Origin of the sequence: Kitasatospora sp. NPDC004799, from assembly GCF_040609095.1 — a bacterium.
GTDB lineage: Bacteria > Actinomycetota > Actinomycetes > Streptomycetales > Streptomycetaceae > Kitasatospora.
In genome coordinates this window covers 1-25259 of the sequence record NZ_JBEXJK010000003.1, presented here as the reverse complement: position 1 = coordinate 25259, position 25259 = coordinate 1, and the positions used below count along the sequence as shown (strand labels likewise).

General features: G+C 72.9%; 27 protein-coding genes, 1 tRNA gene and 1 pseudogene. 15 read left to right on the top strand and 14 right to left on the bottom strand.

All coding sequences use genetic code 11. The annotated features are described in order from the left end of the window. The first annotated feature begins 44 nt into the window (after positions 1 to 44). From ABZW03_RS00855 to ABZW03_RS00825, 7 genes are all read left to right on the top strand, one after another. Positions 45 to 500 (top strand): hypothetical protein, encoded by a 456-nt coding sequence (locus tag ABZW03_RS00855; protein ID WP_355250068.1) that lies wholly within the window; start codon positions 45 to 47, stop codon positions 498 to 500. A gap of 15 nt (positions 501 to 515) precedes the next feature. Further along, positions 516 to 707 (top strand): hypothetical protein, encoded by a 192-nt coding sequence (locus ABZW03_RS00850; protein WP_355250065.1) that lies wholly within the window; start codon positions 516 to 518, stop codon positions 705 to 707. A 26-nt stretch (positions 708 to 733) separates the two neighbouring features. Then, on the top strand, positions 734 to 1174 hold the full coding sequence (locus ABZW03_RS00845) for an NUDIX hydrolase (protein WP_355250062.1): 441 nt from the start codon (positions 734 to 736) through the stop codon (positions 1172 to 1174). A gap of 86 nt (positions 1175 to 1260) precedes the next feature. Further along, positions 1261 to 2118: a bifunctional DNA primase/polymerase gene (locus tag ABZW03_RS00840; protein WP_355250059.1), complete on the top strand. Its 858-nt coding sequence runs from the start codon at positions 1261 to 1263 to the stop codon at positions 2116 to 2118. 2 nt (positions 2119 to 2120) lie between these two features. Continuing rightward, positions 2121 to 3605, top strand: coding sequence for an ATP-binding protein (locus tag ABZW03_RS00835; protein ID WP_355250057.1), 1485 nt, complete (start codon positions 2121 to 2123; stop codon positions 3603 to 3605). A gap of 455 nt (positions 3606 to 4060) precedes the next feature. Further along, the gene (locus ABZW03_RS00830; protein WP_355250054.1) at positions 4061 to 4297 is read left to right on the top strand and encodes a helix-turn-helix domain-containing protein; all 237 of its coding nucleotides are present in this window, start codon (positions 4061 to 4063) and stop codon (positions 4295 to 4297) included. A gap of 13 nt (positions 4298 to 4310) precedes the next feature. Beyond that, entirely contained in the window at positions 4311 to 5573 is a 1263-nt protein-coding gene (locus ABZW03_RS00825; protein WP_355250051.1) for a tyrosine-type recombinase/integrase, read from the top strand. Positions 5574 to 5657: 84 nt separating this feature from the next. Here the strand turns inward: ABZW03_RS00825 and ABZW03_RS00820 are convergent. From ABZW03_RS00820 to ABZW03_RS00805, 4 genes are all read right to left on the bottom strand, one after another. Further along, positions 5658 to 5747, bottom strand: a tRNA-Ser gene (locus tag ABZW03_RS00820). Positions 5748 to 5815: 68 nt separating this feature from the next. Then, on the bottom strand, positions 5816 to 6343 hold the full coding sequence (gene tadA, locus ABZW03_RS00815) for a tRNA adenosine(34) deaminase TadA (RefSeq protein WP_355250048.1): 528 nt from the start codon (positions 6341 to 6343) through the stop codon (positions 5816 to 5818). 50 nt (positions 6344 to 6393) lie between these two features. Further along, positions 6394 to 6954, bottom strand: coding sequence for a hypothetical protein (locus ABZW03_RS00810; protein ID WP_355250045.1), 561 nt, complete (start codon positions 6952 to 6954; stop codon positions 6394 to 6396). 371 nt (positions 6955 to 7325) lie between these two features. Continuing rightward, on the bottom strand, positions 7326 to 7529 hold the full coding sequence (locus tag ABZW03_RS00805) for a hypothetical protein (RefSeq protein ID WP_355250163.1): 204 nt from the start codon (positions 7527 to 7529) through the stop codon (positions 7326 to 7328). A 196-nt stretch (positions 7530 to 7725) separates the two neighbouring features. Between ABZW03_RS00805 and upp the strand changes: the two genes are divergently transcribed. After that, a complete protein-coding gene (upp, locus tag ABZW03_RS00800) occupies positions 7726 to 8361 on the top strand; it encodes a uracil phosphoribosyltransferase (RefSeq protein WP_049650159.1) in 636 nt (211 codons plus the stop codon). A gap of 73 nt (positions 8362 to 8434) precedes the next feature. On the opposite strand, the gene ABZW03_RS00795 is transcribed toward upp, so the two are convergent. Beyond that, positions 8435 to 9118: a LytR C-terminal domain-containing protein gene (locus ABZW03_RS00795; protein ID WP_355250042.1), complete on the bottom strand. Its 684-nt coding sequence runs from the start codon at positions 9116 to 9118 to the stop codon at positions 8435 to 8437. Positions 9119 to 9389: 271 nt separating this feature from the next. Beyond that, positions 9390 to 9686, bottom strand: coding sequence for a type II toxin-antitoxin system VapB family antitoxin (locus ABZW03_RS00790; protein ID WP_030061387.1), 297 nt, complete (start codon positions 9684 to 9686; stop codon positions 9390 to 9392). A 192-nt stretch (positions 9687 to 9878) separates the two neighbouring features. Between ABZW03_RS00790 and ABZW03_RS00785 the strand changes: the two genes are divergently transcribed. Next, a complete protein-coding gene (locus tag ABZW03_RS00785; protein WP_355250036.1) occupies positions 9879 to 11456 on the top strand; it encodes a helicase HerA-like domain-containing protein in 1578 nt (525 codons plus the stop codon). 88 nt (positions 11457 to 11544) lie between these two features. On the opposite strand, the gene ABZW03_RS00780 is transcribed toward ABZW03_RS00785, so the two are convergent. Together ABZW03_RS00780 and ABZW03_RS00775 are read right to left on the bottom strand one after the other, a co-directional pair. Beyond that, on the bottom strand, positions 11545 to 12711 hold the full coding sequence (locus ABZW03_RS00780; protein WP_355250033.1) for a hypothetical protein: 1167 nt from the start codon (positions 12709 to 12711) through the stop codon (positions 11545 to 11547). 83 nt (positions 12712 to 12794) lie between these two features. Continuing rightward, positions 12795 to 13448 (bottom strand): rhomboid family intramembrane serine protease, encoded by a 654-nt coding sequence (locus ABZW03_RS00775; RefSeq protein ID WP_355250030.1) that lies wholly within the window; start codon positions 13446 to 13448, stop codon positions 12795 to 12797. A gap of 85 nt (positions 13449 to 13533) precedes the next feature. On the opposite strand from ABZW03_RS00775, the gene ABZW03_RS00770 reads away from it, so the two are divergent. After that, positions 13534 to 14052: a YbhB/YbcL family Raf kinase inhibitor-like protein gene (locus ABZW03_RS00770; protein WP_355250027.1), complete on the top strand. Its 519-nt coding sequence runs from the start codon at positions 13534 to 13536 to the stop codon at positions 14050 to 14052. 5 nt (positions 14053 to 14057) lie between these two features. After that, positions 14058 to 14948 (top strand): hypothetical protein, encoded by an 891-nt coding sequence (locus tag ABZW03_RS00765; RefSeq protein WP_355250024.1) that lies wholly within the window; start codon positions 14058 to 14060, stop codon positions 14946 to 14948. 44 nt (positions 14949 to 14992) lie between these two features. Here the strand turns inward: ABZW03_RS00765 and ABZW03_RS00760 are convergent, their stop codons facing one another. Continuing rightward, positions 14993 to 15964 (bottom strand): YafY family protein, encoded by a 972-nt coding sequence (locus ABZW03_RS00760; RefSeq protein WP_355250021.1) that lies wholly within the window; start codon positions 15962 to 15964, stop codon positions 14993 to 14995. A 157-nt stretch (positions 15965 to 16121) separates the two neighbouring features. Between ABZW03_RS00760 and ABZW03_RS00755 the strand changes: the two genes are divergently transcribed. Continuing rightward, positions 16122 to 17549, top strand: a complete 1428-nt coding sequence (locus tag ABZW03_RS00755; RefSeq protein ID WP_355250160.1) for an MFS transporter — start codon at positions 16122 to 16124, stop codon at positions 17547 to 17549. A 67-nt stretch (positions 17550 to 17616) separates the two neighbouring features. Continuing rightward, positions 17617 to 17838: a KTSC domain-containing protein gene (locus tag ABZW03_RS00750; RefSeq protein WP_355250019.1), complete on the top strand. Its 222-nt coding sequence runs from the start codon at positions 17617 to 17619 to the stop codon at positions 17836 to 17838. Here ABZW03_RS00750 and ABZW03_RS00745 read toward each other — a convergent pair. Continuing rightward, entirely contained in the window at positions 17811 to 18095 is a 285-nt protein-coding gene (locus tag ABZW03_RS00745; RefSeq protein ID WP_355250017.1) for a DUF2087 domain-containing protein, read from the bottom strand. The two genes, ABZW03_RS00750 and ABZW03_RS00745, sit on opposite strands and share 28 nt — an antisense overlap. A 108-nt stretch (positions 18096 to 18203) precedes the next feature. Then, positions 18204 to 18848 (bottom strand): HhH-GPD-type base excision DNA repair protein, encoded by a 645-nt coding sequence (locus ABZW03_RS00740; protein ID WP_355250015.1) that lies wholly within the window; start codon positions 18846 to 18848, stop codon positions 18204 to 18206. A gap of 275 nt (positions 18849 to 19123) precedes the next feature. Between ABZW03_RS00740 and ABZW03_RS00735 the strand changes: the two genes are divergently transcribed. Both ABZW03_RS00735 and ABZW03_RS00730 read left to right on the top strand, forming a co-directional pair. Continuing rightward, positions 19124 to 19471: a DoxX family protein gene (locus ABZW03_RS00735; RefSeq protein WP_355250013.1), complete on the top strand. Its 348-nt coding sequence runs from the start codon at positions 19124 to 19126 to the stop codon at positions 19469 to 19471. A gap of 243 nt (positions 19472 to 19714) precedes the next feature. Continuing rightward, positions 19715 to 21892, top strand: a pseudogene (locus tag ABZW03_RS00730) (terpene synthase family protein); the annotation flags it as partial. Between the two features lie 32 nt (positions 21893 to 21924). Here the strand turns inward: ABZW03_RS00730 and ABZW03_RS00725 are convergent. From ABZW03_RS00725 to ABZW03_RS00715, 3 genes are all read right to left on the bottom strand, one after another. Then, on the bottom strand, positions 21925 to 22989 hold the full coding sequence (locus ABZW03_RS00725; RefSeq protein WP_355250011.1) for a cobalamin-independent methionine synthase II family protein: 1065 nt from the start codon (positions 22987 to 22989) through the stop codon (positions 21925 to 21927). 142 nt (positions 22990 to 23131) lie between these two features. Beyond that, positions 23132 to 23707, bottom strand: a complete 576-nt coding sequence (locus ABZW03_RS00720; protein WP_355250009.1) for a hypothetical protein — start codon at positions 23705 to 23707, stop codon at positions 23132 to 23134. 136 nt (positions 23708 to 23843) lie between these two features. Next, the gene (locus ABZW03_RS00715; protein WP_355250007.1) at positions 23844 to 24941 is read right to left on the bottom strand and encodes an LLM class flavin-dependent oxidoreductase; all 1098 of its coding nucleotides are present in this window, start codon (positions 24939 to 24941) and stop codon (positions 23844 to 23846) included. Between the last annotated feature and the right edge of the window lie 318 nt (positions 24942 to 25259).

The window sequence follows — 25259 nt, the reverse complement described above, 5'->3', positions numbered from 1 at the left end:
GACCACCCACCTCAGCCCGCACCCCACCACGAACGAAGGACCCCGTGGACACCGTGCTCGCCAGCCTCATCGCCGTCATCGGCACCCTCACCGGGAGCCTCGGCACCATCCATCTCCAGCAGCGCGCGACCCGACGCGCCGTCCACCGCCACGACCTCCAGAGCGCCGGCGGACAGCTCCTCACCGCCCTGACCGCCTACCGCGCCGCCGTCTACGCGCTGTGGACCGCCAACACCACCAACCCCGACGCCGACAACCCGCCCACCGAGCAGATCACCACCGTCCGCATCGCCCGGGCCGCGCTCACCGCCGCCCGCGACGCCCTCTTCCTCCTCACCACCGACACCGCCGTCCGCGACGCCGTCCACAACGCCCTCGACGCCACCTTCGCCCTCGGCGACGACCAGGAACAGGACCAGATCACCACCGGCCGGCCCGCCGCCCTCGCCGCCCACCACACCCTCCTCGACGCCCTCGCCGCCGCCATCAAGACCGCCTGACCGGAAGGCCTGCCCGTGTACAACGACTACGACTACGACCCGGACGAATACACCAACGAGGACATCGAGGACTGGGCCCCGGGCGAGTGCGACCACTGCACCGGCGGCGAGCCCACCGAGACCCCGTTCGGGTTCATCTACTGCGCCTGCCAGATCGGGCAGGGCGCCGACCCCGAGAACTGCGCCTGCGGCCCCGACCAGGACTGACTTCGCCCAGAGAGACAGAGGACTTCATGACCGAGACCTTCGAGACCCTGCGATACACCGCCGACGTCGTGTGTGTCTGGAACGGCCGTGTGCTCCTGATCGAGCGGGGCTGGCCGCCGCACAAGGGCCAGCTCGCCCTTCCCGGCGGGCACGTCGACCCCGGAGAGACGTCCCGCGCCGCCGCCGCGCGCGAGCTGCTGGAAGAGACCGGCATCCGCGTGGCTGCCGAGGACCTGACGCTGATCGGTATCTACGACGCCCCCGAGCGCGATCCGCGCGGCAGGTACATCAGCGTCGCCTACCGGATCGAGGTGTCCGACGACCCCCGCGCGCAGGCCGGGGACGACGCCACGGCCGTGGCGTGGGTGTCGCTGGGGGACCTGCCCGACCTCGCCTTCGACCACACCGCGATCGTGACCGACGCCCAGCTCTGGCGGCCCACCAGTCCCTGCCGCCCCACGCTCTGATGCCGCCCGGAGCGGCCGGCCATCCCGGCCAAGGAACCCGGCCGCTCCGGTTCCCCCGCCCCATCGAGACGAGGAGAACCCCCAGCATGACCCATTCGACCACCGTCCGGGGAGAGCACCCGCTGTCCATCGCGCTCTTCCTGGCGACCTTCGGCGTTCCGGTGCTGCCGCTGCGGGCCGGGAAGGTGCCGTTCGGCAACTGCCGGGCCTGCGCCAGCAACGCGTGCGGCGGCCGGCCGAACATGAAGACCCCGGGCCCCTGCACCTGCCCGCTGCCCTGCCACGGCTGGGCCGCCGCTACCACCAACCCGGACGTCATCAACTCGCCGGAGTGGGCGCGGGCGTGGCGGGAGGCGGCAGCGGTGGCCTACCACCCCGGCGGCGCCGGGGTGACCGTCGTCGACCTCGACAACGAGGCCGCCGTCGCGTGGGCGTGCGAGACCCTGCCCGCCACCCGGACCGTACGCACCACCCGGGGCGAGCACTGGCTCTACCGGGGCGCCATGACCTCCGCGAACAACGTGCGGCCCGGCGTGGACATCAAATCGACCATGTCCTACGCCCGGTGGCTCGGCCCCGGCACCGGCGACATGACGGCCCTGCCGGACACGGTCCGCGCCCTGGTCGTGAAGCAGCCCGCGGCTGTCCGGCCGGTGGCCGTCACGGTGCCCGCGCCGGCCGGGGGCGGGACGTGCCCCCACCGCACCCCGACCTTCCTGGCCCGTGGCATCGCCATGGCCGAGCAGCGGATCGCCGAGGCCGCCGCCGCCGTGCACGCGACCGTGTTCGCGACGTTCCTCGCCGTGCTGGCCACGCACGGGCGGTGCGGGTGCCTGACCGAGGAGCACACCGCGCGCCTGTTCGCCGCCGCGCAGGCCAAGGGCGAATCCGCGCGGCACTGCGCCGACGCGTGGGCCAACGCCCTTCACCAGCTGGGGCTGTAGCCGTGTCCGAGGAGGAGAAGACCCCGGCGCGCGAGGTCATCGCCGACTACGCGCAGGCACACTTCCGGTACTTCCGCACCGCCGACGGCACCGTGTACGCGCAGCGCACGGGCCACCCGGTGGCCCGTCCGATCCGCTCCCAGGGCACGACCGGCAGCCACCGCCAGGAACTCATGGTCGGCCTGTACCGGGACGGGGTCGGCGTGTTCAACGGGTCCGCGATCAAGGAGGCGCTGGACTTGATCGAGGCGCTCGCCCTGTCCGAGGATGTGCAGCCCGTCCACATCCGCGTCGCCCCGGGCTTCGACGGCGCCACGTGGCTCGACCTGGGCCGCACCGACGGGAAGTCCGTGCGCATCCACCCCACCGGCTGGGACATCGCCGTCCCCGACCCGCGTGAGGTGTGCTGGCGGCGCACCCAGCTCACCGGCGAACTCCCGCTGCCGGTCAAGGACACCGATGGCAAGGGCATCGACCTGCTGCTGCGGCTGACGAACTTCGCCGACGCCACGACCGAGTGCCTGGCCCTCGCCTGGCTCATCGGCTGCCTCGGCCCGTCCGTGCCGGTCCCGGCGCCGTTCCTCACTGGTCCGCAGGGCGCGGGCAAGTCCACCGGCGGCCGGATGCTCGTGCGGATCATCGAGGGCATGAGCGGGGACCTGCGCCGGGCACCGAAGGACGAGGAGAACCTCGTTGCGGCAGTTGCGGCCGGGTGGGTCACCGCCCTGGACAACCTCTCCCACATGACCCCGGACCTGTCGGATGCCATGTGCTGCATCGTCACCGGTGCCGAGAGCGTCAAGCGCGCCCTGTTCACCGACGGGGACGTGCACCGCTCCGCCTACCGCCGGCCCCTGCTCCTGACCGGAATCGACGTCGGCGTCATTCGGCCCGACCTCGCCGAACGGCTCCTGCCGCTGCGGCTGGAGCGGCCCAGCGTCCGGCGCACCGAGGCGGAGCTGTGGGCGGAGTACGAGGAGGTGCTGCCCGTGGTCCTCGGGTCCCTGCTTGACCTCACGGTCAAGGTCCGCGCGGCCGAGGCGGAGACGCCCACCGATCTGCGGATGGCGGATTTCGCCCACCTGTGCGCGCAGCTCGACGCCGCGACCGGGTTCGGGGCGCTGGCCGCCTACCGGGCCAGCCTGGACGACCTGAACGACGACGTGATCGAGGGCGACCTGTTGGCGCAGACCGTCCTCAAGCACGCCGACACCATCGAGCCCGGCGGCGCGCAGCGCATGACCTCCACCGAGTGGCTGGCCTGCCTCGGCCGCCTCTACAGCGGCGACGAGCAGCGGCCCCTGCCCAAGGGCTGGCCGACCACCGGGAAGATCCTCTCCGACCGGCTCAAGCGCCTCCAGCCCACTCTCGCCGCGCGGGGTGTCCTCATCGACACCGGCCGCACGCGAGAAGGCCGCTACCTCGAAATGGCACGCACGGCCCGCCCGGCCACCACGCCCCCGCACGAACAGCTCCAGATGCCCTGACCGCCCGGAACAAGCAAGAAGAGCACCCGGCTGCCGGTGCTCTTCTTGCTGTTCGGCGAAGCCGCCAAAGGACGCGCCGCGCAGCGGCTCCTTCTTCACGCTCTGAGGCGCACGAACCACCACAGAAACCCCCCTCTTTTTCCTAAGTAGGAAACCGCTGCGTCACCTGCGTCACACGGCCCAAAAAACGGCCCCTGACCTGCACCGACACCCGTGACGCAGACGACGGCCGCTGCGTCATCCTGCGTCACCTGCGTCACGGGCTACGTCACGCGATGACGCAGCCCGTGACGCAGCGATGACGCAGCCCCGACCACTGCGTCACGCAAAGCCCCAGGTCAGAGACCCGCGTGACGCTGGTGACGCTGTGACGCAGAAATCCCCACCTAGGACAAGCACCGCGAAAAGCCCCTCGAACTCCCGGAGCCCGCTCCCCTTGCCAAGGAGTAGCTGCAGTGACCGTCACCGCCCCCGGGGGCCACCCCGACCACGACCCCACCCTCGTCGCTCTCACGGTCGAAGAGGCCGCCCGCCGACTCAGCATCGGCCGCACCACCATGTACGCCCTGATCCGCGATGGCGAGATCGAGACCATCCCTATCGGCCGGGCCCGGCGTGTGCCGGCCGAGGCGGTTGTCGAGTTCACCCGCAGTCGCATGCGGAAGCACACCACCACTCCCATTGCAGCCTGAGGAGGCAGCACCCTTGGCGACCCGTCAGCCGAACGGCGCATCCAGCATCTACCAGGACAAGGAAGGCAAGTGGCACGGCCGCGTGACCGTCGGCGTCAAGGACGACGGCACGCCGGACCGCCGGCACGTCCGGGGGAAGACCCGGGCGGAGGTGACCAAGAAGGTCCGGGAGCTGGAGAGGAAGCGGGACGACGGCAACGTCCCGAAGGCCGGCAAGAAGTGGACCGTCGCGACCTGGCTCACCCACTGGGTGGAGAACATCGCCGCGCTGCATGTCCGGCCGAACACCCTCGCCGGGTACCGGGTGGCGGTGAACGTCCACCTGATCCCCGGCGTCGGGGCCCACCGGCTGGAGAAGCTGGAGCCGGAGCACCTGGAGAGGCTCTACAAGAAGATGCAGGCCAACGGCAGCAAGCCCGCCACCGCCCATCAGGCGCACCGCACCATCCGGACGGCGCTCAACCAGGCGATCCGGCGCGGGCACCTCACCCGCAACGTGGCCTCGCTCGCGGTCGCGCCGAAGGTCGAGGAAGAAGAGGTGGAGCCGTACGAGGTGGAGGAGGTGCAGGCGCTCCTCCTGGAGGCGGGCAAGAATCGAAACAGCGGCCGGTGGGCCATCGCGCTGGCGCTCGGCCTGCGGCAGGGTGAAGCGCTCGGACTCCAGTGGAGGGACGTCGACCTGGAGGCGGGCACCCTGCGCGTTCGGCAGGCCCGGCAGCGACCGAAGTACGCGCACGGCTGCTCGGAGCCGTGCGGCCGGAAGCATGCCGGCCGGTGCCCGGAGCGGGTCCGGACCAACGCGGACGCCGCGCTCACGAAGTCGCGGGCGGGTAAGCGGCTGATTGGCCTGCCGGATCAGCTGGTGAAGCTACTCAAGCTTCACAAGGAGGAGCAGGACCGGGAGCGGCTGGCCGCCCGTCAGGAGTGGGTGGAAGGCGGGTGGGTCTTCGCCTCGGAGACCGGACACCCGCTCATCCCTCGAACGGACTGGGACCGATGGAAGGAACTGCTCGCCGCCGCCGGCATCCGGGACGGGCGCCTGCATGACGCTCGTCACACTGCTGGGACGATCCTGCTCCTGCTCGGCGTCCCCGAGCGGATTGTCATGGAGATCATGGGGTGGTCCAGCACCGCCATGACCCATCGGTACCAGCACGTGACGGCCCGGATCAGGCGCGACGTGGCGAAGCAGATCGGCGGCCTCATCTGGGAGGTGGCCAAGGGCTCCACCGACGACGAGCCGGGCGAGTCGGACGGCACGGAGAAGGCTGCCTGACAGGCGAACTGAGACCAAAACTGAGACCGGCATGACGAAGGCCCTCGTTAGAATTCTAACGAGGGCCTTCGTTCGTCCTGCTCATGGCGGTAGCGGTGGGATTCGAACCCACGGTGGAGTTGCCCCCACACACGCTTTCGAGGCGTGCTCCTTTGGCCGCTCGGACACGCTACCGAGAGGAACTCTACCGGAGGGGTGGCGCAGTCACGAAATCCGTATCGCCGCGGCGGTCGGGCGGGCCGTCAGCGGTGGGTGTCGAAGAAGGCGCGCAGCTGCTCGCCGCACTCGTCGGCGAGGACGCCCCAGACCACCTCGGGGCGGTGGTTGAGCCGGCGGTCGCGCATCACGTCGAAGAGCGATCCGGCCGCGCCGGCCTTCTCGTCGAGGGCGCCGTAGACCACCCGGTCGATCCGGGACAGCACGATGGCGCCGGCGCACATGGTGCACGGCTCCAGCGTGACGACCAGCGTGCAGCCGCTCAGCCGCCACTCTCCGGTCTTCTCCGCCGCCTGCCGGATCGCGACCACCTCGGCGTGCGCGGTCGGGTCGCCGACCGCCTCGCGCTCGTTGTGGCCGCGTCCGATCACCTCGCCGTCCGGGTCCAGGACGAGCGCCCCGACCGGTACGTCCCCGGTGGCCGGCGCCAGCGCGGCCTCGGCCATGGCGAGGCGCATCGGCGCCGTCCAGCGGTCGCGGACCGGGTCGGGGCGGACGGGGGCGGGCAGCGGGGGGACGTGCGGGACGGTCAGCGGGGTGGATGCGGGCTGCATGGCATCCAGTGTCGGGCATCCGGTGGTGGACACCGGCACGACCGACCCCGCTACCGGACGGCCTCCAGGACCTCGCCGCAGCCCAGGGCCTCGGCGATCTCCTCCAGGGCGTCGCCCGGCACCGCGCCCTCGCCGCTGAGCGCGAGCAGCTCGTCGGAGGCGAGGCCGAACTCGGTGAGCAGGTGGGCGTCGCCGAGCGGGCCGACCGGGACGCCGCCGCGGGCGTCGGCGTCCTCCTCCTCGTCCTGCTCCCCGGCCTCCTCGGCGTCGTCCAGCAGGTGGTCCAGGTCGCCGAACTCGCTCTCGCCGGCCTGGTCGACCAACTCGTCGGTGAGGACGGAGCCGTAGGAGCTGCGGGCGGCCGCGGCGCCGTCCGACACGAAGATCCGCGGGTCCTCCTCGCCGTCCACGCGGACGATGGCGAACCAGGCGTCCTCCTGTTCGATGAAGATCAGGACGCTGTCGTCGTCCTGGGCGGAGTCGCGGGCCAGATCGGTCAGATCGGCCAGGGTTTCGACGTCGTCGAGTTCCGTCTCGCTCACATCCCACCCGTCCTCGGTGCGAGCAAGCACTGCAGCGAAGTACGCCACCAGGGACACTCCCAAGATCATCGGTCTCGGCTGTCGGCGCGCACGGGCAACGCGGAAATCTGGCCGCCCCCGCGCCAGAGGCGGTCCGCTTGTTCGGACCGTCCCATCGGAATCGTGACAGAAAGCCCGCCCTTGCGGGGGGTGTTCGGCAGCGCGTCTTTGCAGGTCGTGTCGGAAGGACCGGGTGGCGGACGGCGGAATCGGGCCGGTGCGGTCCGAGGCCGGTCGAAATTTGCTCCGAACGCCCGTCGGGGTGGCGTTGGGCCGTTCCGGGCGCCGCCGGGGGGCGCCCGCCGGGCGCGCGTCAGGATCGTGCCAGGGCGGTGCGGGCCCTCCTCCGGGCCGCATCCGGGCTGCGGTGGGGCCCCTGCCCGATCCGTTCTCGGCCCGGGTCAGATCCGGAAGGTCCGCATCCGCATCGCTTCGCGCATCCGCCGCTCCTTGGTCCGCCGGGGCTGGACCCGCTCCCGCAGCTCGCGGGCCTCGGTGAGCTCGCGCAGGAAAACGGCCCGCCGCTTGCGGCGCTCCGCCTCGGTCTCCGGATGGTCGTACGGCGGGCCCGGGCTCCGGCCCGGCCCGTCGACGGGCTCGTCCATCGAGCCGTCCCCGGCGTTCGGGTTGCTCGTCATAAGACGTGACATTCCCAGAACGGCCCGGTTGATACCACAGGGGGCGCTTCCGTCCGGACATCCGCGGCGGGTCACGGCGTGTCACGGGGGCGTCACCCGGACCGGCGCCCGGGTGGGGCACGGCGAGTCGTACACCCGTCCAGGACCGGGCTAACCTCGATACATGCGTCTCCACGTCGTCGACCACCCCCTGGTCGCACACAAGCTCTCCACCCTGCGCGACGAGCGCACCGACTCGCCGACCTTCCGTCGCCTGACCGACGAACTGGTGACCCTCCTCGCCTACGAGGCCACCCGGGACGTCCGGACCGACGAGGTGGAGATCACCACCCCCGTGGCGGTCACGCTGGGTACCCGGCTCAGCTACCCGCGCCCGCTGGTGGTCCCGATCCTGCGGGCCGGCCTCGGCATGCTGGACGGGATGACCCGGCTGCTGCCGACCGCCGAGGTGGGCTTCCTCGGCATGGTCCGCAACGAGGAGACCCTGGAGGCCTCCACCTACGCCACCCGGATGCCGGACGACCTCTCCGGCCGCCAGGTCTACGTGCTCGACCCGATGCTGGCCACCGGCGGCACCCTGGTCGCCGCGATCCGGATGCTGATCGAGCGCGGCGCCACCGACGTCACCGCCGTGGTGCTGCTGGCCGCCCCCGAGGGCGTCGAGGTGATGGAGCGGGAGCTGGCGGGCCTGCCGGTCACCGTGGTCACCGCCGCCGTGGACGAGCGGCTCAACGAGAACGGCTACATCGTCCCCGGCCTCGGCGACGCGGGCGACCGCCTGTACGGCACGGCCGGCTGAGCCTCCCCGCCCGAACCACCGAACGAACACCGAGAGCCCCCGGCGGCCGGGGGCTCTCGGTGTTCGTGCCGGTTCAGCAGCTGCCGGTGGTGGTCGGGGTGGGGGAGGGCTTGGTGGCCAGGGCGAGGGCGGCGGCCGCCTGGGTCTCGTCCAGCAGGGCGTTGTAGCTGTCGCCGATCACGAAGTCCACGCTGGCGTCGGTGCGGGCGTCGGCGGTGACGGCGGCCCCGGCGATCTGCGAGCCGACCAGGGTGCCCGCGCCGGCGCCGGCCGGACCGGCGATCACCTGGGCGGTGCCGGGCACCTTCTTGTCCAGCTCGGCCGGGGCGTTGCCGACCTTGCCGATGACGAAGCCGCGCTTCTTGAACTCCTCGGCCGTCCGGCCGGCCAGGCCGGCCTTGGTGGTGGCGTTGTAGATGTTCACGGTGACGGCGGTGGGCTGCGGGACGGCGTGCGGGTCGCCCTGCGCGGCGGCGGGTGCGCCGGAGGCGGCCGGGGCGCCCGGGGTGGCCCCCGGCGTCGGGGCGGCCAGCGCCTTGCCGGACGGGGTGGCGCAGGCCTGCGCCGAGGTGTTCTTGTTCCTGCCGGTGAAGATGTCGTACAGCTGCACGCCGCCGAGACCGATCAGGGCCAGGGCGAGCAGGCCGGCGAGCGCGGCGATCACCTTGCGGCTCTTCTTCGGGGGCCGGCCCAACCGCGGGTAGGTGTTGCCGGTGACGCGGTACTGCTTCCCCTTGAGGCCTCGGGGAGTCAACATGCTCACGGTTTGTCTCCCCCTCGTGCCGGGGCGGGGTCGGGATGACGGATCGGCCGGGTGGGGACTTCCCCCGGTGCGGGCGGAATCCCCTGGTCGCGGCCGTAGTCAGCAGCCTAGTGCCGTACGGCGTCGAAGGTACTAAACGATCATCATCTGGCGTACCCCGGTACCCGAAAGGGGGTACCGGGGTACGAGCGGACCGCCCTCCGCCGGGTGGCTGGGGGCGGTCCGGAAGGCCCGTGGGGCCGACGGTCCCTGCGGCGAGGGTCCGTCACTCCATTTCGAGGACGCGGGCGTGCAGCACCTGGCGCTGCTGCAGCGCGGCCCGGACGGCCCGGTGCAGGCCGTCCTCCAGGTAGAGGTCGCCGTGCCACTTCACCACGTGGGCGAAGAGGTCCCCGTAGAACGTCGAATCCTCGGCCAGGAGGGTTTCGAGGTCGAGTTGACCCTTGGTGGTCACCAGCTGGTCGAGTCGCACCGGGCGCGGGGCGACGTCAGCCCACTGGCGGGTGCTCGTCCGGCCGTGATCCGGGTACGGCCGCCCATTGCCGATGCGCTTGAAGATCACACGGAAAGCCTACCGTTCGGACGGCGGATGGCGCAGCAGCCGCGGCGCCGCCACGCGCGCCGGTGTGAACTGCGGATGGACGAATGCGGCTGTTTGATGGGAAATGTCGCGAACATCGCCCGGTGCCGATCGGGTTCCGTGCCGATGCCGAAGCGTTCCGAAGCGTTCCGATCCGCTCAGGAGTGTGCACCGATGCCTTCCGACCCCACCCCGCCGGCCGTCCGGGAGATCGCCGACGGGTACGCCTTCACCGGTCCGGCGCTCGACCTCGGCGCGGTGCTGCTGGACGGCACCGCGTACCCGGACGCCCCGGTGCGCATCCCGCTGGGCGTGCTCAACCGGCACGGGCTGGTCGCCGGGGCCACCGGCACCGGCAAGACCAAGACCCTCCAGCTGATCGCCGAGCAGCTCTCCGGGCAGGGCGTGCCGGTGTTCCTGGCCGACATCAAGGGGGACGTCTCCGGCGTCGCCGCGCCCGGGACGCCGAGCGAGCGGACCGCCGCCCGGGCCGCCGAGGTGGGGCAGCGGTGGGCGCCGCAGGGCTGCCCGACCGAGTTCTACGCGCTCGGCGGGCTGGGCGCGGGCATCCCGATCCGGGCCACCGTCACCAGCTTCGGGCCGCTGCTGCTGTCCAAGGTGCTCGACCTGAACGAGACCCAGGAGTCCTCGCTCAGCCTGGTGTTCCACTACGCCGACGGCAAGGGCCTGGAGCTGTACGACCTCAAGGACCTCACCGCGGTGATCGCCTTCCTCGCCTCGCCCGAGGGCAAGGAGGAGCTGCGGACCATCGGCGGGCTCTCGGCGGCCACCGCCGGGGTGATCCTGCGCGCGCTGACCGTGCTGGAGAACGAGGGCGCCGGGGCGTTCTTCGGCGAGCCCGAGTTCGACACCGCCGAGCTGCTGCGCACCACGGCGGACGGGAAGGGGGTGGTCTCGGTGCTGGAGCTGCCCGCGGTGCAGGACCGGCCGCGGCTGTTCTCCACCTTCCTGATGTGGCTGCTCGCCGACCTCTACCAGGAGCTGCCCGAGGTGGGCGACCTGGACAGGCCCAAGCTGGTGTTCTTCTTCGACGAGGCCCACCTGCTGTTCAAGGGCGCCTCCAAGGCCTTCCTGGAGGCGATCACCCAGACCGTGCGGCTGATCCGCTCCAAGGGCGTCGGCATCTTCTTCGTGACCCAGACGCCGCGGGACGTCCCGTCCGACGTCCTGGCGCAGTTGGGCAACCGGGTGCAGCACGCGCTGCGCGCCTTCACCCCGGACGACGCCAAGGCGCTCAAGGCCACCGTCTCGACCTTCCCGCGCTCCTCGTACGACCTCGGCGCGGTGCTGACCTCGCTGGGCACCGGCGAGGCCGTGGTCACCGTCCTGTCCGAGAAGGGCGCGCCGACGCCGGTCGCGGCGACCAGGCTGCGGGCGCCGCAGTCGCTGATGGGGCCGATCGAGGCGACGGCCCTGCAGGCGGCGGTGGACGCCTCGCCGTTGACGGCGCGCTACCGGGACGCGGTCGACCGGGAGTCGGCGTACGAGAAGCTGGCGGCGCGGGCGCCCAGGCCGCAGGCGGCGCCGGTGGAGGCGCCGTCGGGGGAGGCCCCGGCCCCGGAGGAGCCGCGGGAGCCGGCGTCGCGGCGGGAGGAACCCAGGGGCGCGGGCGGGCTGCTCGGATCGCTGCTGAACAACCCGACGGTGAAGTCCTTCGCGCGCTCGGCCGGGCGGCAGCTCGGGCAGGAGATCTCGCGCAGCCTGTTCGGGACGTCCAAGCGGCGGCGCTGACCGGTCGGGGGCGGCCGGTTGGCTCGTCCGGTCGGGTCGGCGTCGGGCGGTCGGGTCGGTGCCGTCCGGTCGGGTCGGCGTCGGCCGGTCAGCCGGAGAGGGCGGCGCCGATCCGGTCCAGGGAGGACAGCCGCATCAGGCCGTAGTGGTAGAACTCCACCTCGGGGACGCCGAGTTCGCGCAGGGTGGCGATCTTGGCGGCGAGGTTCTCCGGGCCGTCGCAGTCGGCGGACATCGGGCGCAGGATCACCGCCATGGACCGCGGGTGGACGCCGTGCAGGGCGAAGGCGGCGATCTTCTCCCGGACGGCCGCCGGGGTCTTCGCGTAGCCGAGGGTCTCGATCTGGTCGGTGGCCCGCGCGAGGGCCGGGAGGTCGATGCCGGAGAGCCAGCCCGTGCCCGGGCCGCCGCCGTCCATGAAGCTCAGCCGCATGCCGTGCCGGCGGGCCTGCTCGGTGAGTTCGGCGGCGAGCGAGGTGACGGTGGCGGCGGAGGCGTCCACGTAGGCGGCGAAGGCGCCGTCGGCGAGGGCGCTCAGGTCGGCGGGCCCGGCGGCCGCGGACTCGTCGGCCAGCCGGCGGCGCAGCTCGGCGCGGACCGCTCCGGCCACCTCCTCGGCGGGGACGCCGGCGGCGGTGGCGGCGGCGCGGCAGTGCGGGCAGAAGCAGACCCCGAGCAGGGCCTCGGCGATCGGGCCCAGCTGCTCGAAGTAGCGCTCGTGGTGGTAGCCGTGGCGCAGGCCGTGGAAGTGCAGGGACTCGACGCGGATCGCGTCCACGCCGTACCGGGCCAGCTCGGCGACCAGGGTCAGCGCGTACTCCCGGACCTCCGGGTGCGCCGGGCAGAGCTCGGTGAGGTGGCGGTCGCCGAAGGCGTTGGCCGGGGCGCAGTCGGGGTGGAGGAAGCCGAGCCGGTCGTTGTGGCAGAAGACCGTCCAGGCGTGCAGCTTCAGGCCGCGGCGGCGGGCCTCCTCGGCGGCCTCGGCGAAGGGGTCGCGTTCGCCCAGCGCGGTGGACGGCACGGGGGCGAGGCGGCGGCCCGACCAGCGGGCCGGGTCGGGGCGGAAGTAGGCCGCGCCGGGCTCCAGGTAGCGGACCACCCGGTGGGGGTTGTGCGGGAAGACGTCGCGGGCCTGGTGGTAGACCGAGGCGAGGGTGACGCCGCCGACCCCGGCGCGGTCGGTGAGGTTGCCGAAGAAGGTGTCGGCGCCCTCGTCGAGCAGGTCGGTGGCGAAGGCGAGGACGGACGACTGCACGGTGCGGCTCCGGAGCTGGGCGGGTGAGCCGTCCACGCTAGCCGCAGGGGTGGGATTGGTCTATACCTGGTGGTCCGGGTGGGCTAGATGCCCAGGTCGTCCAGCTGCTTGAGCAGGGCGGAACCGGGGGTGTCGGCAGCGGGCGCCGGGGCCTGCCGCGCGGCCGGGCGGTTGCGGAGCAGGACGGCGGCGGCCAGTCCGCCGATCAGCCCGCCGAGGTGGCCCAGCCAGCTGACGCCCGGGGTGACCGGCAGCACCCCGATCAGGATGGTCGAGTAGACCACCGCGACGGCGACGCCGACCACCGCGTCCAGCACGTTGCGGTCCAGCACCCCGCGCAGCACCACGTAGCCGAGGTAGCCGTAGACCATGCCGCTCGCGCCGGCCGTCACGGTGTTCGGGCTCTCCAGCAGCCAGACCAGCAGCCCGCCGGAGACCAGGATCACCAGGCTGGCCAGCAGGAACTTCTTCATGCCGCGGTAGGCGGACAGGAAGCCGAGCACGAACAGCGGCCAGGAGTTGGCCTCGATGTGGCTCCAACTGAAGTGGAGGAAGGGCATGGTGAACATCTCGGGCAGGTCGCCGACCTGCTCCGTACGCAGGCCGAACTCCCGGGACAGCCCGTAGTCGTCCAGCCAGTTGGCCACCTGCACCGTCCAGATGACGGCCTGGATGCCGAGCATGGTGAGGAGCGCCCGACGGGAATCGGCGAACAGCTGGGCGAATTTGGCGGCCATGCCGTCGACTCTAGGGGCGCCGGGACGGCGCGTGCACCCCATTACAGTGACTCGTGTCAGTCCGACCGTGAGAGGTGACCACCCCATGAGTGTTCGTCCGCCGCTGCCGTACGAGTTCCTTCCGCAGGTACCGTCCTTCCCGCTGAGCAGCCAGGACATCACCGAAGGCGGCACGCTGGGCCAGGAGTTCATCCACGCCGGCGGCAACCTCTCGCCGCAGCTGGCCTGGTCGGGCCTGCCGGAGGGCACCCGGGGCATCGCGGTCACCTGCTACGACCCGGACGCGCCGACCGGCTCCGGCTGGTGGCACTGGCTCGCCCTGAACCTGCCCGCCGACACCACCGAACTGCCGCGCGGTGCCGGCTCCTCGGACGCCACGCTGCCCGGCGAGGCCTCCTTCCACGGCCGCACCGACTTCCCGGGCAACCGGTACGACGGTGCCGCCCCGCCGCCCGGCGCCCCGCACCGCTACGTCTTCGCGGTGCACGCGCTGGACGTGGAGAAGCTGGACGTCACCGCCGACACCCCGGCGGCCCAGGTGGGCTTCAACCTGACCTTCCACACCCTGGGCCGGGCGCTGCTGACCGCCGAGTACGGGGTCTGAGGGCCGTGGCGGCATCCGATCGTCCGGTCGAGGTCTGGCGGCTGCCCGAGGAGGACGTCCGGGCCGGCCGCCGGGCCGTGACCTGGACGGTCGGGCCGCAGGGGGAGCTGGCCGTCCTGCTGGTGCCGGAGCGGTACCTGGCGCCGGCCGGTTCGTGGCCGTCCGCCCGGCTGCCGTTCGACGGCGAGGTGGTGGTGCGCGGCCCGCAGGGCGAGTGGCGGGTGCCGGTCACCGGGGCCGGGGTCCCGCCGGACCTGCTGGCCCTGCTGCCGGGCGGGCGGGTGCTGATCGCCGGTGCGCGGGCCGACCGGACGGCGGACGGCTGGGAGCGCAACGGCCAGGTGTTCGGGCCGGACGGCGGGCTCGCCCGGGAGCTGCAACTCGGCGACGACGTCCAGGCGTTGATCACCGACCGGGACGGCCGGATCTGGCTGGCCTTCGGGGACGAGGGCAACTACGGCGAGAACCCGCTCGCCCAGCGCGGCCTGCTCGGGCTGGACACCGCCGGGCGGACCGTCTGGCAGCCGGACTTCAAGGCGCTGGGCGACCACCCGCTGGAGGGCCTCGCCGCCGCCACCGAGGGGCGGCGGGCCTGGCTGGCCTGGTACGGGGACAGGAGCCACCTCACCGGGATCGACCCCGCCGAGGACGAGCCGGTGGTCATGCGGCTGCCGGCCCGGCAGCCGATCGGCTTCGCGATCGCCGGGGACCGGGCCGTGTTCCTCCAGCCCGGCGGCGAGCTGATCCGGTGCGAGCGGGAGAGCCGGAAGGGCTGGCGGGAGGTGCGCCGCGAGCGGGTGGGCGTCCTCGGGGAGCTCGACCGGTACCGCGCGTACGGCCGGGACGGCGCGCTCTGGTTCCGGTCCGGCAACGGCTGGTTCCGGGTGGCGGCGTAGTCTCCTCGGCGGCTTCAGGCCTGGTCGTCGTTTCCTCGGCGGCTTCAGGCCTGGCCGTCGGGCCCCGCCGCGTGCCGGGCGCGGTCGGCGAGCCTGCGCAGGCGGTCGCGCAGCTCCGGCGGCTCGTGCACCTCGAAGGCGCAGTCCAGCGACAGCAGCCGCATCGCCGTCCACTCCAGCGAGTCCGAGCGGGAGCGGAGCCGGCAGCTCCGGCCGTCGATCGGCTCGACCTCGCAGTCGCCGTGCCGCAGGCTGTGGCGGACCCGCTCGGCCGGGGCGTGCACGGTGGCGACCACGGTGCCGCTCGGGGACGGGCGGCGCAGCTTGCCCGCCACGTACGCGGCGGCGTCCTCGGCGGGGAGCTGGCGCGGGGTGAAGCGGACGCCGGTGGCGGCCGGGTCGGTCAGCCGGTCGACCCGGAACAGCCGCCAGTCCGCGCGGTCCAGGTCGTAGCCGACCAGGTACCAGCGCCGGCCGACCGAGACCAGCCGCTCGGGCTCGACCTGCCGCCTGGTCTCGGCGCCGTCGAACGCCCGGTAGCCGAAGCGCAGCCGCTCCCGGGCGGTGACGGCGCGGGCGAGCACGGTGAGGTCCTCCGGGTCGACGGTCGGCCCGTCCCCGGTGAGCAGCGGCACGGTCGCGGAGTTGAGCGTCCCGACCCGGTGCCGCAGCCGGCCCGGCAGCACCTGGAGCAGCTTGCCGAGCGCCCGTACCGAGGCCTCCTCGATGCCGACCACGGCGTGCCCGGCGGCCGCGCGGAGCCCGACCGCGATGGCCACCGCCTCCTCGTCGTCCAGCAGCAGCGGGGGCATCGCGGTGCCCGCGACCAGCCGGTAGCCGCCGACCGCGCCCATGCTGGCCCGCACCGGGTAGCCGAGCTCGCGCAGCCGGTCGATGTCGCGCCGGATGGTGCGGGGGCTGACGCCGAGCCGCTCGGCCAGCTCGCTGCCGGGCCACTCGCGCGGGGTCTGCAGCAGGGACAGCAGGTTCAGCAGCCGGGCCGGGGTGTCGCTCATGCATTCCAGAATGCCGGACCAACTGGGACAGCTTCTGACCTACATGGCCGTTACCGTCGTCGACGTGAAGAAGAGAGTCGACGTGCAGAAGAAAGAGGACCGCGGAACGAGCGCCGCGGGGGCGGACCGGCGGCGGTGGATCGCGCTGACGATCGTGATGGTCGCCTCCTTCATGGACCTGGTGGACGTGACCATCGTCAACATCGCCATCCCGAGCATCCAGCAGGACACCGGTGCCTCCTTCAGCACCCTCCAGTGGGTCACCGGCGGCTACGCGCTGGCCTTCGCGATCGGGCTGATCACCGGCGGCCGGCTGGGCGACATCCACGGCCGCAAGCGGGTGTTCCTGATCGGGATCGGCGGCTTCACGCTGGCCTCGGCGCTGTGCGGGCTGGCGTCCGGCCCGGAGATGCTGGTCGCGACCCGGCTGCTCCAGGGCGGGACGGCGGCGCTGATGGTGCCGCAGGTGCTGTCGATCATCCACGCGACCTTCCCGGCGGAGGAGCGCGGCAAGGTGTTCGGCCTGTTCGGCGCGGTGGTCGGGCTGGGGGCGGTCTCCGGTCCGATGATCGGCGCGCTGCTCACCGAGTGGGACCTGTTCGGGCTGGCCTGGCGGCCGATCTTCCTGATCAACCTGCCGGTCGGCATAGCCGGGCTGCTGCTCGGCCGCCGCTTCATCGACGAGTCGAAGGCCGACCAGGCGCTGAAGCTGGACCTGGTGGGCGTGGCGCTGGCCAGCCTCGGCCTGCTGATGCTGATCTACCCGCTGACGCACGGCCGCGAGGCCGGCTGGCCGCTGTGGGGCTACCTGTCGATGGCCGGCAGCCTGCCGGTGTTCGCGCTGTTCGTGGCGTACGAGCGGGTCAAGACGCGGCGGGACGGCTCGCCGCTGGTGGAGCTGGCGCTGTTCCGGGTGAAGTCCTTCGCGGCCGGGATCTGCGTGCAGTTGGCCTTCGGGGTGGCGCTCGGCATCTACTTCCTGGTCTGGACCCTCTACATGCAGGTGGGGCTGGGCTGGAGCCCGCTCAAGGCCGGCGCGACCGGCATCCCGTTCTCGATCGCGGTCTCCACGGCGGCCGGGCTGTCGGTGCAGAAGCTGGTGCCGCGGTTCGGGCGGAAGGTGCTGCAGACCGGTGCGCTGGTGATGGGGGCGGGCGTGCTCGTCTACATCTGGGAGGCGGACCGGTACGGGACGGCGATCACGGCCTGGCAGATGGCGCTGCCGCTGGTGGTGATGGGCCTCGGGATGGGGCTGATCGTCGCGCCGATCACCGACGCGGTGCTGGCGGAGGTGCCGCGCGAGCACGCCGGTTCGGCGTCCGGGCTGATCAACACCGTGCAGCAGGTCGGCAACGCGCTCGGGCTCGGCCTGGTGTCGGTGGCCTTCTTCGGGGCGATGGACGACGTGGTCGCGCCGGAGGCGGTCGGGGCGGCGTTCGGCGGGGCCTTCGTGCACGCGCTGTGGTGGGTCGCCGGGGTGCTGCTCGCGGTGTTCCTGCTGATGTTCGCGCTGCCGCGGCGGCGCGCGGCGGCCGGGCCGGTGGCCGGCTCCACCGCGGAGGAGCGGGAGTCCGTCCTGGCCTGACGGAGCGCTCCCCTTTGCGGGCCCCGGTCGCGCGGCGCGGCCGGGGCCCGCGGCGCACACTGGGACGGTGGACCGTACGGCGGTGGACTCCTCGGTGCTGCGCTCGGTCGGCTACGACCCGGCGGTGCGGCTCCTGGAGCTGGAGTTCACCGGCGGGCGGGTGTACGTCTACGCGGGCGTCCCCGCGCGGGTGCACCGGGAGCTGCTGGCGGCGGAGAGCCACGGGCGGTACTTCGTCCGGCGGATCCGCGGGCGGTACCCCTACCGGCGGTCGGGGACCAGCCGGTAGCTGCTGCCGTCCTTGGGGCGGGCGAGGTGGCCCGCCTCGACGAGGTAGCGGCGCAGGGCGGGGGCGTCCTCGTGGACGGTGCGCAGGGCGGCGTTGACCTCGGCCTCGGTGTAGTCGCGGCCGGGCTCGAAGAGCGTGCCGGCGAGGTGGGTCAGCAGCTGCTCCCGGCGGGCTGCCTTGCGGGGGACGGCGATCAGCCGCCCGTCGGGGGCGAAGAGGGCGGACACGTCCGGTCGGGCCGGGCTGGTTGCGGTCATGCCGGGAGCGTCGCCCGGCGGGGCGGGGCGGGGCAAGCGGTTTTCGGGGCGCGGGCCGAACCGGCTCCCGGAGCCGGCCGGCAGGCTTTCGGGCCGGGCAGCCGGTCGTCAGCGCGCACCGGTCGGGGCGGGGGCGGCGGTGCTCCGGGTGGTGGTGCGCGGCTTGGCGGCGGCCTTGGCCTCCTTCGCGGCGCGCTTCACCTCCTGCTTGAACTCCCGTACCAGGGTGAGGGATTCGGGCCCGGTGATGTCGGCCACCGAGCGGTGCGCGCCCTCCTCGCCGTACACCCCGGCGGCCTCGCGCCAGCCCTCGGGCCGTACCCCGTACTGCTTGCCGAGCAGGGCCAGGAAGATCTGCGACTTCTGCTTGCCGAAGCCGGGCAGGGCGTTGAGCCGGCTGAGCAGCTCCTTGCCGGTGCGGACGTTCTTCCAGAGCGCGGCGGCGTCGCCGTCGTACTGCGCGACGAGGAACTGGCAGAGCTGCTGCACCCGTTTGGCCATCGCGGCCGGGTAGCGGTGGACGGCGGGCTTCGCGGAGAGGAGCGCGACGAACTCCTCCGGGTTGTAGGTGGCGATCTCGTGGGCGTCCAGGTCGTCGTGGCCGAGGCGCTGGGCGATGGTCAGCGGGCCGGTGAACGCCCACTCCATCGGGACCTGCTGGTCCAGCAGCATGCCGACGAGCGCGGCGAGCGCACTGCGTCCGAGCAGCTCGTCGGCCTCGGGCTGCTGTGCGAGCCGAACGGTGACGTTCATGGGCTTGCCCTCCTCGGAGTTGACGTCGGGTCGGCGCCCAGTCTGGTGGACGCGGCGTTGGCGTACGCGGTCAACACGCCCGTAGCCGGGGAAGTCTTGTCTGTTCCAGGCCTTGGCAGCGCTGCTTTGTTCGTTGGCGGAGCGGTTTCCGGGCGGTTTCCGGGCGTGGCGGCGGGGTGGGGCGGACAATTTTTTGCCCGCCCCTGTCACATCCGTCGGGTGCCCCGGGTCAGGGGAGTGTCGAACCGAACAGCCGTCGAATGGGGAGCCCTCCAATGTCCGTCGCCCACACCGTCGTCACCGTCCTCGGCGCCCTCATGGTCGGCTTCTCGGCCTACTCCGTCTTCGCCGGCGCCGAGTACGTCGTGAAGCCGCTCGCCGACTACGGCGTCCCGCGCGCCTGGTGGACCTGGCTCGGCGTCGCCAAGGCGGCCGGCGCCCTCGGCCTGCTGGCCGGCCTCGCCGTCCCGGCCGTCGGCTACGCGGCCGCGGTCGGCGTGATCCTCTACTTCCTCGGCGCGGTCGTCACCGTCCTCCGCGCCCGCGCCTACGCCCACGTCCCCTTCCCCCTCCTCTACCTGGCCCCCGCCGCCGCCTCCCTCACCCTCGGCCTCGCGGCCTGAACCGCTGCCTCGCGGCGTCCGCCGCTTCCGCCGCTTCCGCCGGGCGGGCCGATGACGGCCCCGCCCGGCGGATCGGCGTGCGCGTGGGGGTGTGCGGGGGGTGGGTGGGCGCTCGGCCGGGTGGATGGATTTGTGTGGGGGTGGCGAGTCGTTTCATATGACTATTTCTGTTGTGTCGGTGCGGTGAGCTGACGGCGGGTCATCCTTGGTCCACTTCGACGCGTCCAGAAAGGCCTGCCCGCCGTGACCCAGCCGTTCGAACTGCCGTCCTTCTACGTGCCGCACCCGGCGCGCCTCAACCCGCACCTGGACGAGGCGCGGTCCCATTCCACCGACTGGGCCCGGGAGATGGGGATGCTGGAAGGGTCCGGGATCTGGGACCAGGCCGACCTGGAGGCCCACGACTACGGCCTGCTCTGCGCGTACACCCACCCCGACGCCTCCGCCGAGGCGCTGTCGCTGGTCACCGACTGGTACGTGTGGGTCTTCTTCTTCGACGACCACTTCCTCGACATGTACAAGCGCAGCAACGACCGTGAGGCGGGCAAGGCCCACCTCGACCGGCTGCCGCTGTTCATGCCGGCCGATCCGGCCGCCGAGCTGCCCGAGCCGGAGAACCCGGTCGAGGCGGGCCTGGCCGACCTGTGGCGGCGCACCGTGCCGGTGATGGGCGAGGACTGGCGGATCCGGTTCGCCGAGAGCACCCGGAACCTGCTCAACGAGTCGCTGTGGGAGCTCGCCAACATCAACGAGGGCCGGGTGGCCAACCCGGTGGAGTACATCGAGATGCGCCGCAAGGTCGGCGGCGCGCCCTGGTCAGCGCAGCTGGTCGAGTACGCGGCCGGGGCCGAGGTGCCCGGGGAGGTGTCGGGTTCGCGGGCGCTGCGGGTGCTGATGGACGCCTTCTCCGACGGGGTGCACCTGCGCAACGACATCTTCTCGTACCAGCGGGAGGTGGAGGACGAGGGTGAGCTGAGCAACGGCATCCTGGTGCTGGAGCGGTTCCTGGAGTGCTCCACCCAGGAGGCCGCCGAGGCGGTCAACGACCTGCTCACCTCGCGGCTCCAGCAGTTCGAGAACACCGTGTTCACCGAACTGCCGGTGCTCTTCGCGGAGACCGGGCTCGACCCGGCGGGCCGTGCCCGGGTGATGGCGTACGTCAAGGGCCTCCAGGACTGGCAGTCCGGCGGGCACGAGTGGCACCTGCGGTCCAGCCGGTACATGAACGGCGGTGGGGCGGCGGCGGGTTCGGGCGGTGTGGCGCCCGGCTCGGGGGGTGCGCCGGCCGGGCTGCCGGGGTTGCCGGGGCTGCCGGGCGGGTCCGGGGGCGGCAACTGGTGGGACCAGTACGCGATCGGCGGCATCGGCACCGCGGCGCTGGACATCCTGCGCAGCACGGCCGCGGGGGCGTCGGGGGCGTCGGGGTCCTCGGAGGCCCCGAGAGCGTCGGCGACTTCGGCGACTTCGGCGGCGCGGGGCCCGGCCGAGCGGCGGGCGCGGTCGTACAGCCACGTGCCGTACGAGGCCGTCGGGCCGTCCCGGCTGCCGGAGTTCGAGCTGCCGTTCGACCTCCGGCTGAGTCCGCACCTGGACGGCGCCCGGGAGCGCGTGATCGAGTGGGCCGATCGGATGGGCCTGCTGGCGCCGGAGCCGGGCGTCCCCGCCTCCGGCATCTGGGACGCCGAGACGATGCGCGACTACGACCTCCCGCTCTGCGCGGCCGGCCTCCACCCGGACGCCACGGCGGACCAACTCGACATCGCCTCGGCCTGGTTGGCCTGGGGCACCTGGGCCGACGACTACTACCCCCGGGCCTTCGGGCACACCCGCGACCTGGCCGGCGCCAAGGCCGCCAACGCGCGGCTGTCGCTGTTCATGCCGGTGGACGGCACCCCCGCGGCGGAGCCCGTCAACGCGCTGGAGCGCGGCCTCGCCGACATCTGGGAGCGCACCGCCGGCCCGATGACCGTCGAGGCCAGGGGCCGGTTCCGGGTGGCGGTCGAGGCCATGCTGGACAGCTGGATCTGGGAGCTGGCCAACCAGATCCAGAACCGGATCCCGGACCCGGTGGACTACCTGGAGATGCGCCGTTCCACCTTCGGCTCCGAGCTCACCACGAGCCTCTCCCGGCTCGGCCACGGGCGGACCGTCCCGCAGGAGGTGTACGACCACGGCTCGCTGCGCGCGCTGGAGAACTCCGCGATGGACTACGCGTGCATGATGAACGACCTCTTCTCGTACCAGAAGGAGATCGAGTACGAGGGCGAACTGCACAACGCCGTCCTGGTGGTGCAGTCCTTCTTCAACTGCGACTACGCGGCGGCGGTCCGGATCGTCGACGACCTGATGCACGCGCGACTGGACCAGTTCCAGCACGTCGCGCAGAAGGAACTCCCGGTCATGTACGAGGACTTCGGGCTGGAGCAGGCGGCCCCGGAAACCGCGCAGCGGCACTACACCCCGAGCGTCTCCGCCGCCAGGGCGGTGCCCCGCACCCGGGCCGCGATCTTGGCGAAGGCGGTCTCGCGCGAGGTCGAGGCGTCGTCGGCGAACGGCGAGAATCCGCAGTCGTCGGTGGTGCCGAGCTGCTCGACCGGGATGTACCGGGCCGCGGCCAGTACGCGGTCGCGCACCTCCTCCGCCGTCTCCACCCTGGGGTCGATCGGGTCGGTCACCCCGACGAACACCCGGGCCCCGGGACGCAGTTGGTCCGCGATGATGGCGAGGACGCCCTCGGGGTCGGCCTCGCTCGCCAGCTGCACGTAGAAGTTGCCGACGTTGAGCCGGAACAGATCCGGCAGCAGCGCGGCGTAGTCGACGTCCAGGCTGTGGGTGGAGTCCTGGTCCCCGCCCGGACAGGTGTGCACGCCGAGGCGGGCCCGCTCCTCCTCGGTGAACCGGTCGAGCACCTGGTTGTTCAGGGCCACGAAGTCGCGCAGCAGGCCGCCGGACGGGTCCAGCTTGAGCGACAACCGCCCCTCGGTGAAGTCGAGTTGGACGACGTGGGCGCCCGCGTCCAGGCAGCCGCGGATGTCGGCTTCGGCCTCGTCGGCCAGGTCCCGCAGGAACTCCTCGCGCGAGTACCCGTCGATGCCGTCGGCCGGGTAGAGCAGGCTGAGCGCCGAGGGCGCGATGACGGCCTGCTTGACCGGCTGCGAGGTGTGGCGGCGAGCGTCGCGCAGATAGGTCTCGGCACGGACCTGGTACCGGAAGGGACCGGCGGTCAGCCGCGGCAGCTGCCGGGTGTGCCCGTCGGCGAAGGGGATGACGGCGCCGTCCCCGGCGAGGGCGGCCAGCCCGGCGAGCGGGTAGGTGACGAAGCTCGGCTTGGCCTGCTCGCCGTCCACCAGGACGGGGCAGCCCAGTTCCGCCAGCTTGGCCAGGGTTTCGGCGGTGGCCTCGTCCTGCAGCTTCTTCAGGTCCGCGTCGGACAGCCGCCCCTCGGCGTGCTCGGCCAGGGCGTTCAGCAGGGTGCTCGGCCGCGGGATGCTGCCGATGGGCTCCGTGTGAATGGTCATGACTGGACGTTAGAAAGGTTGGTACCACGAGCACAACGGGCGCACGGCGCACTCCACCCGTCCGTTCGCGCCTCGCGCGCCCCCACGCTCCCGTTCGCGCCCCCCAGAACTCGCGCCCCCATGAAGCACAGCACTGGAGCGGCTACCCCTCCACCCACTCCCGCAGCCGGGCGAAGTCCTCGGCCAGCAGGCCGATCCGGGGGTTGACGTGCAGGGCGAGCGCCCGGCCGGGGTGGTGGGCGGCGATCCACTCCTGGTCCTGCGGGCCGAGCTCGTCGTCCACCCAGACGAACGGGCGCCCGGCGGCCCAGGCGACCACGTCCCTGGTCTTCCAGTGCAGCCCGTCCGGGTCCTGCCCGAACAGGTCGGACCACCGGATGAACGGCAGTTCGGGCAGGCCGATGTTCGGCCCTATGTGGGTGTTCGCCTCGCCCATCCAGCCGGTGGCCCACACCAGTTCGTACGGCAGCGCCAACAGTTCCTCGCCGTGCGACGGGTTCAGCCAGACCCGCAGCGGCTTGACCCGGACGGCGGGCGGCTTGGCGTGCCTGGCGCGCGTCGCCTGCCGGGCCTGGACCGCCGCCAGGTGCTCCTGCTTCGCCACCCACCAGGCGGGGCGCAGCCGGTGGGTGGCGTAGCCCTCGGGCCGCCGCTTCGGCGCGGCGAAGGGGTTGAGCGGGCCGTCCACGTCGAGGAGGAGCAGGGGCTGCTGGATCATACCAGGAATTCTCGGTCCGATGCGGGCCCCGGACCAATGAATTGCGGGTCACGATCGGGTCCCGCCCCAGGTGTCGCGGGTCTTCCCCCAAGTGTCACCAGCATTCCCCCAGGTGTCACCGGCGCACCCACCGGCGTCACGGGCGCTCCCACAGGTTGCGGGCGGCGAGCAGCGGGAGCACGCCCTCGCCGAACCAGTACGCCTCCTCCAGGTGCGGCATCCCGCTCAGCACGAACTCGTCGACGCCCAGCCCGTGGTACTCGCAGATCAGGTCCGCGACCTCCCGGTGGCTGCCCACCAGCGCCGTCCCGGCGCCGCCGCGCAGCAGCCCGATGCCGGCCCACAGGCCCGGGTACACCTCCAGCCGCCGCGTCGAGCCGCCGTGCAGCGCGAGCATCCGCCGCTGGCCCTCCGACTCGCTCTCGGCGAGCGCCCGCTGGGTCTCCCGGACCCGGCGCGGGTCCATCGCGGCGAGCAGCCGCTCGGTCTCCGCCCAGGCCTGCGCGGCGGTGTCCCGGGTGATCACGTGCAGCCGGATGCCGAACCGGACGGTCCGGCCCCGGGCGGCGGCCAGCTCGCGGATCCAGCGGATCTTCTCCCCGACCTGCGCGGGCGGTTCGCCCCAGGTCAGGTAGACGTCGGCGTAGTGGGCCGCGACGTCGCCGGCCGCCGGGGAGGACCCGCCGAAGTACACCGCGGGCACCGGGTCCGGCAGCCGGTTCAGCCGGGCCCCCTCGACCCGCAGGTGCGGCCCGTGGTGGTCGACCGTCTCCCCCGCCCAGAGCCGCCGGGTGACGTCCAGGAACTCCCCGGTCCGCGCGTAGCGGGCGTCCTTGTCCAGGAAGTCCCCGTACGCGCGCTGCTCGGCGGACTCCCCGCCGGTCACCACGTTGAGCAACAGCCGCCCGCCGGACTGCCGTTGGTAGGTCGCGGCCATCTGCGCGGCCAGCGTCGGGCTGATCTGCCCGGGCCGGAACGCCACCAGGTACTTCAGCCGCTCGGTCACCTGGGTGAGCATCGCGGTGGTCAGCCAGGCGTCCTCGCACCAGGCCCCGGTCGGCGTCAGCACCCCCTCGAAGCCCAACTGCTCGGCGCTGCGGGCGATCTGGCCCAGGTAGCCGATGCTCGGCGGCCGGTCCGACCCGGCGGTGCCGGGCGTGGAGCCGTGCCCGCCGCCGACGATCAGCCGGCTGTCGCCGTTGGTGGGGAGGAACCAGTGGAAGGTGAGAGCCATGGACGGACACACTCCTGGGGGCGGGACTGCCTGCGGTCGGTTGACGTCATCCACCGACCGCGACACCCCGCCGCCCACACCCGCCCGAGGTCCACGTGCAGTCGGCGCACGAGGAGGGGCAGGCCCGGAGCGGTCATGGCCCGATTCTCCGGGACGCCCGGCCCGCCGATCAAGACCCGGCCCCACTCCGATCGGGCCCGACCCCACACCGATCGGAATCCAGTCCGTTCAGGACTCGGCCCGATCGGGCCCACACCGATCGGGCCCGGGCGGGGGGGGCGCCCGCCCGCCCCGCCCGCCCCCCGCGCCCCGGGGGGC